Genomic DNA, 12,892 nt, shown 5'->3' with positions numbered 1-12,892 from the left:
TGTAACCGGTCTGGTATGACCGGCCAGTCTGTAGTGATTGATGGGGGTATTGTATTTTTGTAATGCAGTAGAATGAGAATTTAACTCTTGAGAAAGGATCATAGAATAACCCTAATTTCAAATAATGGAGCGAATACTATGTCAAAAACAAGTATTGTAGCTAAAAAAGGAACGCAAGATATTGTCGTTTCTCGCATTTTTCAAAGCACCTCGGGAGCTTGTATTTAATACGTATACTGATCCAACAACTGTTCCTGACTGGTGGGGTCCGAAAAGATATACGACAATAGTGAAAAAGATGGACATGAAAAAAGGAGGCATTTGGCGATTCGTTCATCGGGACGTTGAAGGTAACGAATATGCATTTAAATGGCGTTCATCATGAAGTCAGCACTCCTGAACAGCTGATCAATACCTTTGAGGTTGAAGGCTACCCTGGTTTTTCGGGTGTGTCACGACTCTCTTCGAAGAGATTTCTGATGGCAAGGCGAAGTTTACCGAGACTACGGTATATCAATCAGTAGAAGGTCGGGTTGGTATGATGAAAGCTGGTATGTCAGAAGGAACTATTGAACTTTTGGATCGACTGAAGAACTGCTAGGAAAGCTTCAAAACGATTAAAATTCCAAAAACTAAGCGTATTGCACCAAAGATGATTTGGTAAACTCTTTTAGTCTTATACAAAAATAAATGATTAATTTACTGCACATCTTTTTCTGCAGTTAAATTCGTTTGGTCTACATGTTCGCGAGCTTCTTCAACTGCTTCCAGCATTTTCCCTTGCAATTCTTCTCCCATCTCTACCCATACCTCTTCATTAATGGTAGAGCTGGAGGAGGCAGGCGTGGTAACCATAGCAGCTGATCTGTTGAATGAAGCTCATTTGAAAGGACTGCCAGATGTAAAAAATATCATCTACATGGTAGGAAACAAGTTCGGGACCACAGGTTTCCTTCTATGAAGAGGGAGAAGGATATATGAATGAACAATTGGAGATCGTTGACCAGCTTTACTCAAACGAATCTGGATACGCTGGGCAGGCAATACACAAGTATCAAAGTTACAAAAATATGAAGCCATAGCTATAGAAAGAGCAGGAGCTTCGTTTTCGAAATCGGTTCAAATTTTATTGAAGGGACTGTCCTCATGACAGTCTCTCCTTATTTTTAAATGGAAAGCTACACCTTTATCACAGCCCCATCTACCCGTTTGTATCCCCGTAAAGTCGATAATTCTTCAACGAGGCTTAATGCAGCCTTATCCTTCATCTTGGCCTCGATCATGATATCTGCGTCTTGAAGGGGGCGATTGCTGCATAAGGTGATCGCCCTTATCTTACTGAAGAATTGGGCAGGATAACGAAATAATAGGATTCGGTAAGTATGATGGTTAGTATCTTAATTTGATTTAGTTTTACTCCAATAAAGAATTTGCTCCATCCAAATCAAAGAAGGATGTGTCTTTTTTTGGGGGAAGACAGAGGATTTATAAGCTCGGAGTGAATCATTTTTATAAAAATACAATTAAAAGGTGGGCGTTTTGCCAGACAGAAGATCGTTAAACAAGAAGGAGATACAGCCGTTTATGGCGTAATTAAGTTAATAGTGAATAAGGAATAATGGAAGGAGTTTTTCCCTTTGACTACCAAGCTTCCTGAGCGAATTTCAAAAGAACTTATTTTACCTGTCATTTCTGCACCAATGTTTCTCGTATCTAGCCCAGAGCTTGTCATTGAAAGCTGTAAAGCAGGGATCATTGGTTCGTTTCCATCATTGAATGCCCGAACAGAAGCGACTTTAGAAGAATGGATGGAAAGAATTCGTTTTGAATTAGTATCTGCCAAAGAAAATAATCCCGCTAGAAAAGTAGCCCCATGGGCAGTAAATCTGATCGTCCACAGTTCCAATAAACGTTACGAAACGGATCTTAAATTAGTAAAAAAATATGAGCCACCAATTGTTATTACGTCATTAGGTAATCCATCTGCTGTCGTAGAAATCGTCCATGGCTATGGAGGGCTCGTTTTTTCAGATGTAGCGACGGTACTGCATGCTCGGAAGGCTTCTAAAACCGGGGTAGACGGACTAATCCTCGTATGCTCAGGAGCGGGAGGACATGCAGGTACGATCAACAGTTTTGCATTCGCTGGTGCGGTGAGAGAGTTTTGGAATGGAATTACGATACTGGCGGGCTGTATTTCAAGCGGGCGAGATATTCTGGCTTCACAGGCGTTAGGGATGGATATGGCTTACATGGGGACAAGGTTCATCTCTGCAAAAGAAAGCTTTGCACCTGCCGAATATAAGGATATGCTCATTGATTCCAAGTTAGATGATCTCATCTACACGGATACGTTCACAGGTGTAAAAGCCAATTACTTAAAAAGCAGCATCACCAAAGCAGGTATCGATATCGAACAATTAAAATCTAAGGAGAAGGTTGATCTCTCCTCTCTCAATCAATCCGATTCTAAGGCATGGAAGGATATATGGTCCGCCGGACAAGGTGTTAACCAAATCCACCACGTCCAATCCGTCACAGAAATCGTCGACGAGCTTAAGGAAGAATATGAACAAGCACAAGAAAGCCTGGTCGTAACTTCTTCATGAGTAGTAAATAGAGCCTGGAATGTTCCGGGCTCTATTACATATAGGAAAAATGAAGATTAGGGCTTAGTCTATATAATATCGTTATGATCGATATCAATCTTACCCTTCTTTATTATGGGAAAATTTAATAGGTGCTTACAAATATGGACTTGCCCAAACATTCGAATCAACATCTATAGTTCTATCCTTCCTTTGTCCGATTTACGAAAAAAGTGTTAAAGTGGTTTTACCTATTAAACGACTATATTTAAATAGCTTAGGGGTTACACGGGGGTATCATCTCATCATTCGCTGATGTAGCGATGTGCAATACAATAGAGGCTGATAAAAACAGTAAACAAAAAGTAGTGACAGTGGATCTTAATGTGACCTTTTTAAAAGGCGCAAAAGGGGATTGTTACTCGCGCATGCACATGTAGTCAAGGAAGGCAGAAACCTTACTCACGCCGATTGTGTAATTTATGATGATCATGATGATTTGGTTGCCAAAGCTTAGGGTGTTTTTTAATAATACTTGAAACATTTTTTTAAACTACGAACATACAACAGTTATGAAGCAGCCGATTTCGAACAGTTCAGCTGCTTTTATGATAACGAAATTCATTTAAAGATTATTGTAAGAAATGACAAAGTGTAAGATTGATAAGGAAGCGGTAGGGTTGATATACTTATGCGGTCGATTGCCTGCAAAACGAATTGAATCGTGTTCTTCCAAGTGGTAAGTATCACCGTCTACTTCTATGATTAATTGACCTGACATGACTGTAACATATTCCATCACTCCAGACTGATGTGCTTCAGAGAGATACTCACTGTCTGGCTGTAGGTATCCACGGTAAAGCTCCATTAGACCACGAGAATGAAATAATGGCTCAGCAACCAAAACTTCATTTGAACTAGCTAGTTGTAGCCCCTTTTCCTTCCGAGCTACCGAGACATCAGATTCGATAGATAAAAGTGTAGTTATAGGTACATTTAGACCATTTGCAATCTTCCAGATTACTGACAGTGTCGGATTGCCTTCCCCACTTTCAATCTTAATCAATGTTAACTTACTGACTCCGACTTGTTTAGCCAATGCCTCAATACTTATTCCCTTATTCTTTCGGAATTGCCGAAGATTCGTTCCAATACGTTTACCGGCATCTCCATCTTCCCAAGATGTTTTTGAGTTCATTTCAAATTCCTCCTTAAATCCATCAGTCCATTTATAATTTCGATATATTTAAATTAATCATTAGTATATTATAGTTTGCAAAACATAAAAATTATAATATAATAAGTGGTATATTATATTATACCATTCTTGATTATAGCACAAGGATAAATTAAAACGTCTGCCATTACTAGGAAGGTGTAGTTGTGGAGGATAAAAAAAGTACAATAAGAGCTGGTTTTATGGAATCTTTACCATTAGCAATTGCTATAGCGGCATATGGCTTATCTTATGGCGTACTAGCAAGTCAAGCCCATTTTACTATATTAGGTACTGTAGCAATGTCGTTATTGGTGTTTTCAGGATCTGTACAAATGGTTACTGTCGCAATGTTAACAGCTGGTGCAAGTGTTGTAAGTGTGCTTTTCACCTCAGCTTTGTTGAATTTACGCAATTTGTTATACGGTGCCGCCCTTGCAGAAGGTCTTGCACCTGCAAAAAAATGGAGATGGCTATTATCTTTTGGGGTATCAGATGAACCTTTTGTTTTGGGAAGTTCAAGGTTTAATAGACTTGGTTCAGATCCACTTTATTTTGGTATTGTAGCTTCTACTTTCTATATAGCTTGGTTTTTCTCTTCACTCATTGGCGCTATGATCGGCAATCAAGTGGATCCACAAAAGTGGGGTTTAGACTTGGCGTTCCCGGTCACTTTTGTAGCTCTTCTTATCCCTAGTCTTAAAGATAGACCAGTAATAGCGACGGCCTTGGCTGCAGTTGTGATAGCTATTGGTCTTGAATATTTCATGCCAGGCAATCAATTTACAATCATCATTACTGGAGTTCTTGCACCACTAGTAGGTCTCTATTTGAAGAAGAGGTCCTGAATGTTCAACCATTGGATTCTAATCGCTTTACTATCAATTTCTACTTATATGACACGCATCATTGGCGTCGAATTAATGTCAGGACGAGAGATGAGTCCTACCTTGCGTTTATATTTCAATTATGTGCCAGTTGGAATTATATCAGCACTTATCATCAAACAAATCTTAGTTCCGGTTGATGGACAACTTGTTATTTCATTTTCGGTTCTAATAGCCTGTCTTTTCACAGCAATTACTATGAAATTCATAAAAATGTTTCTTCCTGCTGTTGTTCTTGGAGCAATGATCGGATTGTTAACACGTTATTTAAGTTAATATTGAGAACTTCCTGCCTTCGTCATACGCATGATTTGACTATGTGTCTGCCAACTTGATATCCCTGTATATACCTCTAATATTCTGGCGGTTTATTTGATTCATAAGTCATTTTCTGAGCGACTTATAACTACCAATTATATGTTCCGTACATCTATTGGACAGGTTTCGTCATCGATTCTCTTTTTAAACGACAAAATGATAAGGGTATCTATGTTTAATGAACGGGCAATAGAATAGGATTTCTCAGGGGTGGCCGGCACACTCCCAACTGAAAGGGGGTGGTGCTGAATGACGGTATTTGAAGCGTTGATGTGCGCATGCGCGTTTACAACTTTAATTGTTGTCGTACTGTCGTTTAACCATAAAAAATAATCCACCCTTGAGTTAGTGGCTCAGGTGGATTATTCCGCTTTGTCGCTGATCCCCCTTTGAGGGAACCTGCTATTGCTTGACCGTTGGTGTTACCCGCACCGACGGTCTTTTTTATTGTATTCAAACTTTCTAATTTTATTATACCCGATACTTTTGAAAAAGAAAACCATACACTCTTTTTAATTATTTTTCAATTGCTTATACAAGAAAGTGGGCAAGCCATATTCGCATACCTTTTTAAAGAGGTGATGCAAGATGCATGTCAAAATCATTGAAGGAAGTTCTACTGACCGGATTCGGTATTCTTGTTACTCTTATCTGAAGGAAAAATACAGGAAGGAGAAACTCAATGATTGCGATTTATGCAAGGGTGAGCACAGAAGAACAGGCGAAAAAGGGATTCAGCCTCGAGGATCAATTAAAGGAGTGCCGGAAGAAAGCAAATTCAAGTGAAGTCATTGAGTATGTTGATCGAGGAATATCTGGGGAAATTCTAGATCGCCACGCATTAACAAGATTAAGGAATGACGTCCGTGATGGTCTGATCACGAAAGTTATATGTTTAGACCCTGACCGACTTTCACGTAAGTTGATGAATCAGTTGATTATAACCGATGAAATTGAAAAACGCGGTGTAGAGCTAGTTTTTGTGACTAGTGAATATACCAAGACACCAGAAGGCAATCTCTTTTATAGCATGCGCGGAGCTATCGCTGAATTTGAAAAAGCGAAGATCAATGAAAGAATGAGCCGTGGCAGAAGGGAGAAAGCCCGACAAGGAAAAGTATTAAGGAACTTCCAAATTTACGGTTATGATTATGATAAGGAAAACTCCCAAATTATCATCAATCAAGAGGAAGCAAATGTTGTAAGGCTTATTTTCAACCTCTTTACGCAACCAAATGATCTTGTTGAAGGAATCAACGGAATCGCTAAATATCTTACAAACAAAGGTATACCTACAAAACGCGGTGCAAAAGTCTGGCACCGTCAAGTGGTTCGACAGTTATTGATGAATCGTGTATACACGGGTGAATTTTACCAAAATCGATGGAACACAGAGGGGATGCTTGGAAATAAGTATAAATCCAAAGAAGATCGAGTTCCAATGAGAGAACGGCCCAAAGAAGAATGGATTCCAATCGAGTGTCCGGCGATCATCGATGTCGAAACATTTGAACATGCGCAGAGGTTGTTGAACGAGTCGAGACGTAGGTGGGCAAAGAAAGCAAAACATGATTATTTGTTAAGTGGGTTGCTTCGTTGTGGAAATTGTAATAATACAATGGTAGGTATGAAAGTTTCAAATTGGGGAGTAAAGGAACTTGTCTATTCAGATTATAAGAACTATTCCGGTGCTAACCATCCCGGGTGTGGTCGTAGAATAAAAGTTGAAAAATTGGACCAAGAAGTTTGGGATACAATTCTTCAATGGCTAAATGCACCAGAAGAAATTGCAGCTGCTTCAGAAAGAGCTGGAGAAGAAGAAAAACCAAATTTTGAGGAGATAGAGATGGAAAGGCTAAAATCTGAAATCAATAAGATGAAAAACGGGAGAAAAAAATTATTGACCTTATTCTCAGAAGGATTAGAGATTTCAGAAGAAGAAATCAGGGAATCCTTAAGGGAGCTAAAAGATAAAGAAGAACGACTTACGAAAGATTTAAAAGATCTGGAGAAAGCAAGAAAGAATATAGATCAACACATTTATGGGAAGAGGTTGCTCCAGGAAGCAGCTGAATTTTACTTTTCAAAAGGACAAAAGGAGCTAACCTTTGAAGATAAAAGATCCCTTATCCGACATGTTGTAAAAGAGATCAGAGTGTATGAAGATCGTATAAAAATCTATACGTTCTAATTCATTATTTAACGCTATACTGTTGACATTAGAATGGAAATTCTCATGCATTTGAGGGCAATCAAGAAAACGAAGAAGGATGTTTCCTTACACGACCCGATCGGAACAGATAAAGAGGGGAATGAAATCACCCTTATCGATGTCCTCAAAGCCGACCTTGATGACATTGTCGATACCATTCAGTTAAAGATGGAAAAGAAACAAATCTACGAACACATCCATATTCTCGATGATCGTGAAAAAGAAGTCATCGTCGGCCGCTTTGGACTCGATATGGAGAAAGAACGGACCCAACGAGAGATTGCAAAAGACCTGGGAATCTCAAGAAGCTATGTCTCTCGAATCGAAAAGCGCGCCCTGATGAAACTGTTTCATGAATTCTACAGACAGAGGAATGACAAAGAGAAGGGATAGCGAACAACAGCCCTAGGCATACTTGCCAGGGCTTTTCTCATGTCCAAAAAGTTAGAAAACATCTCTGAAAGGGTATTGATTGAAAAGTAGAGAGGAGGTTGGAGGGGTGTTACAGTCAAAATTATTTCGTGCACTCATTTGGGTTTTATTATTATTTATCATCGTATGGATAGGGACCGAAATATCTTTTTTATTTAAACCGATTGGAATCCTGATCACGACTTTATTCTTCCCTATCGTCGTTTCAGGTGTGTTTTTCTATTTGTTCCGGCCATTAGTCAAATGGATTCGAAAATTGAAGATACCTAAAGTGTTGGCCATCTTGATCGTATACTTGGTATTTACAGGGATTGTCACAGGGGTATTCTGGTCAGTTGGTCCAATTTTACAAGAACAGGTGAAAGGATTGGTGAATGGTGCTCCGGAATTAGCGGAAGATTTCAAAAAGAAAATGGAGGAGTGGAAGCAAAACCCTGCGGTTTCACGTTTTTTAGGTAGTGAAATGATAAAAGAAGGGAATCTCTCCGAACGCTTATCCGAATCAATCGGCAATATTTCATCCACTGTCAGCAGTTATATCATATCATTTTTAAGCATACTGACGAACATCATCATCGTTCTCATACTGCTGCCGTTTATTCTCTTCTACATGCTTAAAGATGGAGACAAGCTTCCAGGTTCTATCCTTAGGTTTTTACCTGCAAAACACCGCGATGAAGGAATGACGATATTAAGAGATATGGATGAAGCATTAAGTGGATTCATCCAAGGGCAGTTGATCGTCAGTTTGTTTATCGGAACGTTCGTATATATCTGGTACCTCATCATCGGTCTGGATTATGCGTTGATCCTTGCCTTGATAGCACTGGTATTGAATGTCGTACCGTTTGTGGGCCCTATAATCGGAACTGTACCTGGAGTAATCGTTGGATTGATCCAATCACCGATGACCGCCTTGTACGCCATACTAGGAGTTGTTGTCATCCAGCAAATTGAAAGCAATTTGATCTCTCCGCAGGTTATGGGGAGGCGATTGGATGTTCACCCATTGACCGTTATATTGCTGTTACTTGTAGCCAGCGCAATAGGCGGTGTGCTAGGACTAATCCTGGCAATCCCTACTTATGCTGTCGGGAAAGTAATCGTGATCCATACGAAACGACTTATCAAATTGTATGGAAATTCTACCTGAACAAAAAAGGGGGCTGTCCCAAAAGTCTACACATAGACTTTTGTGGGCAGCCCCTCTTATTTATACAAAAAAATCGCCTGATTCGTTATAATGTAAGCGACCAAACCCACAATTAAACAAAATCGGAGGCGATTCTTTTGAGTAACTCTTCAGCTACTTTTATTGATTATAACATGGGACAATTGGTTCTACCAATGGATCACAGTGATTTAATTCCTGAAGATCATGTGGTACGAGTTATCAATTCTATGGTTAATCAGATAAACGACGACCTTTTCTTTTCTCACTTTCCAGGAGGCGGGCGCAGTTCCTATCATCCCAAAATGATGACAAAAGTGATCCTCTATGCCTATACTCAAAAGATCTATTCCTGCCGTGAAATCGCGAAGTCTCTTCGAGAACATCTTCCGATGATGTGGTTAGCCGGACAACAAACACCAGATTTTCGAACAATCAACCGTTTCCGTTCGGAACGGATGAAAGAAATGATCGAACCTCTATTTACAGAACTGATCAAGCTCTTATTAGATCGAAAATACATATCAATGGAAAATTACTTTTTGGATGGGACGAAGCTGGAAGCGAATGCGAATAAGTACACGTTTGTATGGAAAAAAGCAACGGATCGATACGAAGAAAAGCTTCAACAGAACATTCATCAAACCTTCCAATACATTGAAGACGCTATCCGTTTAGATGAAAAGATCCTCTCAGAGGAGGAAGAATCGGTTCAACGTGTGACTTCCGAACAGTTAGAAAAAGTCGTGCAACACGTGGAAAAGCAGGTCATCCAAGCCGAAACCGAAGCTGATGAGGAAAAAGATAAGGAAAAGAAAAAAGAGAAGAAATCCGTCCTCCGAGCCAAACGTAAAGTACATAAAAAGCTGAAGGAAGATTTTCTCCCGCGCCTTCAGAAGTATGAGACCCAACAAGCGACCTTTGGCGATCGAAACAGCTATTCGAAAACGGACACCGATGCCACGTTTATGCGAATGAAAGAAGATCACATGAAGAATGGTCAATTGAAACCTGGATATAACGTGCAAGCTGGGACCGAAAATCAATTTATCGTGGGATACTCAATCCATCAACGACCAACGGATACGCGTTGTTTTGAACCGCATATCGAAAAGCTGAAAGCTACAGGACTTCCGATCCCTACATATGTCGTCGCAGATGCTGGCTACGGAGGAGAGGCCAATTATGTGTATGCCGAGGAAGAAGAATTTAAGACCTTGATTCCTTACAATACGTTGCGAAAAGAACAATCTCGAGCTTATAAAAAAGATCCGCGTCACGTGAATAACTGGGCGTATTGTGCCGAAGACGATTATTATATTTGCCCCAACCAACGGAAAGTCCTATTCAAGCACTATTCTCAACGAACAGATAAATATGGATACACCAGAGATTTCAAGATATACGAATGTGAAGACTGTAGTGAATGTCCATTAAAGGAGAAACAAAAGCAAAAGGGAACCGGCAAGTCCATTTCAATCCTGTGTATGAGGAACTAAAAGAAAAAGCCAAGAAGAACCTTTGTTCTGACGAGGGCGCACAAATCTACGCACAACGGAAAGTTGAAGTAGAAAGTGTGTTTGGTCATATCAAGGGTAATCGATCGTTCCGCCGGTTTTCACTGAGAGGCCTTGAGAAAGTGAATATCGAATTCGGGCTGATCGCCATAGCCCACAACTTCCTGAAACAGGCGGAACAGAACCGCCTGTTTTCTAAACAAGATTCAAAAAGGAAAAAAGCCACAGAGAATTTTCATTTTCTCAGTGGCTTTTACTCATTGAAAAGGGCTTTTGGGACAGCCCCTTTTATTGCTTTATAGTCATTTTAAATAGAACAATTCTTTCAAGGCTTTTTCCGAAATAAGGTTTTCCCATGAGACTTCAGGTAATAAAGTCAGCCAATCATTCCCTGTCACTTTCCCAGCCATAATCATCACACCGAAAAATACAATACTGATCGATAACATGATTACAATAGTATCAATCGAATCTTTTTTGCTTGATTTTTTATTATTCACTAGATCATCTCTCCTATAATTCCTCGATTAGTTTGAATGGATAGATTAATTTCCCAACACAAAATCACTCTTATCTGAGTCGTGAAAAAACAGAAAGAGTTTGTCATGATATCCATTTGTGGGATAACCCGGTCTTGATAAGAACTTTTTAGGAGAGATAATTGGACTGGTACATAACTGCATAAATGAAAATGGCAGCATTTAAAAAGTGAGGAGATCCACTTACCAAGTCGAAAGCAACACTTTCGGATAATTCTGCGAATAGGTAGTGATCATTGAAAAGTGTTTTGGAATGCACTTTCGGAATAAGTATGGTGGTGGATAAGGCTGCGCTCTCTGAAGGAGCCAAATATCCAAAAGAGGACAGTACTTTTTCTTCAGAAGGCGTCAGGGTCTGTTGATCAAATTGCTGATAAGGGGTTATGAAGGCTAAAGAAACAAATAGAACAAATAGTAGATTAATAATAAAAATCTTCCTCATGTGTTGAACGCCTCCCCTTATTCACTATATTACAATAAATCATAGAAAAAGAGTATAGGACAGTTTCATAGAAAAGCCCAGCCATTAATATATCAATGGCTGGGGCTCTTCTATCAGTTTTTAAACGGTTTTCTTCAAATCTTCATACAGGATATTTTCACTTTCCCGTGGTGACAGCAATGTTACTGACAAGATGGTCGCAATTGATACAGGGAGCCCGATGAATACCGGGTGAAGCCCGAAAGGATGTCCTGCTATTTGCCAGATGAGTGCAACAACCAGCCCGAACCACATTGCCATGATCCCAGCGCTTTTCGTTGTACGTTTCCAAAATAATCCGAACAACACTGGTGCAAGAAGTCCTGAAACGAGCATCGCAGAGCCTGTTATCCACAGAGTGACCAATTGCGGAATATAAAGGGCTAAAAGAAGGGATACGACTGAGACGATCGCAACTGATAGACGACTGTAAAGGAGCATTTTTCGATTGTTGATATCGCCGATCCTCGGTTTGACGATATCATTGACGATCGAGGAAGATGCTGCTATGAAAAACGAGTCTGCACAGGATATGACAGTCGCTAACAAGGCGATCAGCATGACAATGACCATTGTAAACGGCAATACAGCTCCTATGACTTCATAATAAATCAATGCCGGATCTAGGTTCGTCATATTCAAACCGAACTTGGTGAAAACTCCGATCGCCACGACAATTGCAGCAGTCAAGAACCCTAGAATAATCGCTGCCCAATATCCAGATTTAGCTGTCTTGATATCCTTTGCTGCCCAGAAACGTTGCCAAAGATCTTGTCTGACGAATTGATAAGCACCGATCGTCAGCATATAGACTAAGAAGTCTGAAGTCGAAATATTGAAGATGCTCAACATGTTTCCGTTTTCCGTATTACTGGCGGTTTCTGCAACTGCACCCCAATCACCGACTGTATACAAAATGACCGCAAAAAGGATGAATACCCCAACCGTCTGTATGGTCCCATGTATTGCATCCTGCCAGATGACAGACTTAAGTCCTCCAAAGTACGTTTTTAAAGTTAAAAGGACCCAGCTGATGAGGATGCCGGCTGTCATGCTCATTCCAATAGTCAGGTCCAAAATGGTGGCAATCGATACGAATTGCATACCAGTTATCGCACAATAAGCAACCATGATACTGATGACAGTCGGTATTCTTGCACCCTCTCCATAACGTAAAGCAGTGAAGTCACCTAGCGTGACCATATTGTATTTTTCTCCGAGTAAACGGATCCGTTTCAATAAAAAGATCGCCATCACGATAGATGTCAAAGTGAATCCGATTGCCAACCACTGTTGTCCCATTCCGAACAGATAACCATTCGTCATGTACCCAAGTAAAATCGATCCACCGATCGCCGTTCCGGTAAAAGTAAGGATAAGGGGGAGCAGGGAGACCGAACGGCTCGCTACATTGTAATCATCATACGTTTTGATTTTACGATTTACGTAGAGGGATAAACCGAACAGGAATATGAAGTAAACCACTACGACTGAAATTAAAATCAACTGTTGCTGTTCACTAAACATCACG

The 12,892-nt window shown here is 40.0% G+C and carries 12 protein-coding genes and 3 pseudogenes; 11 read left to right on the top strand and 4 right to left on the bottom strand.

Annotation, left to right across the window (positions count from 1 at the left end):
- Positions 1–181: 181 nt before the first annotated feature.
- From ACJROX_RS19625 to ACJROX_RS19605, 5 genes and pseudogenes are all read left to right on the top strand, one after another.
- Positions 182–385, top strand: coding sequence for an SRPBCC domain-containing protein (locus tag ACJROX_RS19625; protein WP_408006886.1), 204 nt, complete (start codon positions 182–184; stop codon positions 383–385).
- Positions 345–524 (top strand): hypothetical protein, encoded by a 180-nt coding sequence (locus ACJROX_RS19620; protein WP_408011846.1) that lies wholly within the window; start codon positions 345–347, stop codon positions 522–524. Before ACJROX_RS19625 ends, ACJROX_RS19620 begins: the two co-directional genes overlap by 41 nt.
- A 293-nt stretch (positions 525–817) precedes the next feature.
- A pseudogene (locus tag ACJROX_RS19615) lies at positions 818–949 on the top strand (epimerase); the annotation flags it as partial.
- A gap of 688 nt (positions 950–1,637) precedes the next feature.
- Entirely contained in the window at positions 1,638–2,609 is a 972-nt protein-coding gene (locus ACJROX_RS19610) for an NAD(P)H-dependent flavin oxidoreductase (protein ID WP_408006885.1), read from the top strand.
- Positions 2,610–2,911: 302 nt separating this feature from the next.
- Positions 2,912–3,028: a hypothetical protein gene (locus ACJROX_RS19605; RefSeq protein ID WP_408006884.1), complete on the top strand. Its 117-nt coding sequence runs from the start codon at positions 2,912–2,914 to the stop codon at positions 3,026–3,028.
- Between the two features lie 185 nt (positions 3,029–3,213).
- Here the strand turns inward: ACJROX_RS19605 and ACJROX_RS19600 are convergent, their stop codons facing one another.
- The gene (locus tag ACJROX_RS19600; protein ID WP_408006883.1) at positions 3,214–3,786 is read right to left on the bottom strand and encodes a helix-turn-helix domain-containing protein; all 573 of its coding nucleotides are present in this window, start codon (positions 3,784–3,786) and stop codon (positions 3,214–3,216) included.
- Positions 3,787–3,971: 185 nt separating this feature from the next.
- On the opposite strand from ACJROX_RS19600, the gene ACJROX_RS19595 reads away from it, so the two are divergent.
- The 6 genes and pseudogenes from ACJROX_RS19595 to ACJROX_RS19570 all read left to right on the top strand — a co-directional run bounded on the left by ACJROX_RS19595 (position 3,972) and on the right by ACJROX_RS19570 (position 10,643).
- A complete protein-coding gene (locus ACJROX_RS19595; RefSeq protein WP_408006882.1) occupies positions 3,972–4,652 on the top strand; it encodes an AzlC family ABC transporter permease in 681 nt (226 codons plus the stop codon).
- The gene (locus ACJROX_RS19590; protein WP_408006881.1) at positions 4,653–4,967 is read left to right on the top strand and encodes an AzlD domain-containing protein; all 315 of its coding nucleotides are present in this window, start codon (positions 4,653–4,655) and stop codon (positions 4,965–4,967) included.
- Between the two features lie 724 nt (positions 4,968–5,691).
- Entirely contained in the window at positions 5,692–7,200 is a 1,509-nt protein-coding gene (locus tag ACJROX_RS19585) for a recombinase family protein (protein WP_408006880.1), read from the top strand.
- 27 nt (positions 7,201–7,227) lie between these two features.
- Positions 7,228–7,614 (top strand): annotated as a pseudogene (locus ACJROX_RS19580) (sigma-70 family RNA polymerase sigma factor); the annotation flags it as partial.
- 106 nt (positions 7,615–7,720) lie between these two features.
- Complete coding sequence (locus ACJROX_RS19575; RefSeq protein WP_408006879.1) at positions 7,721–8,806, top strand: AI-2E family transporter; 1,086 nt, start codon at positions 7,721–7,723, stop codon at positions 8,804–8,806.
- Positions 8,807–8,979: 173 nt separating this feature from the next.
- A pseudogene (locus ACJROX_RS19570) lies at positions 8,980–10,643 on the top strand (IS1182 family transposase).
- Here ACJROX_RS19570 and ACJROX_RS19565 read toward each other — a convergent pair.
- The 3 genes from ACJROX_RS19565 to ACJROX_RS19555 form a co-directional block, all read right to left on the bottom strand.
- Positions 10,644–10,841 (bottom strand): hypothetical protein, encoded by a 198-nt coding sequence (locus tag ACJROX_RS19565; protein WP_408006878.1) that lies wholly within the window; start codon positions 10,839–10,841, stop codon positions 10,644–10,646.
- A 148-nt stretch (positions 10,842–10,989) separates the two neighbouring features.
- On the bottom strand, positions 10,990–11,322 hold the full coding sequence (locus ACJROX_RS19560; protein ID WP_408006877.1) for a hypothetical protein: 333 nt from the start codon (positions 11,320–11,322) through the stop codon (positions 10,990–10,992).
- Positions 11,323–11,442: 120 nt separating this feature from the next.
- Positions 11,443–12,888 carry a sodium:solute symporter gene (locus ACJROX_RS19555; protein WP_408006876.1) on the bottom strand — a complete coding sequence of 482 codons (1,446 nt, stop codon included), beginning with the start codon at positions 12,886–12,888 and terminating at the stop codon, positions 11,443–11,445.
- Between the last annotated feature and the right edge of the window lie 4 nt (positions 12,889–12,892).

It is taken from the genome of Pseudalkalibacillus sp. A8, assembly GCF_045920555.1.
GTDB lineage: Bacteria > Bacillota > Bacilli > Bacillales > Fictibacillaceae > Pseudalkalibacillus.
This window is presented reverse-complemented; position numbering and strand designations above follow the sequence as displayed.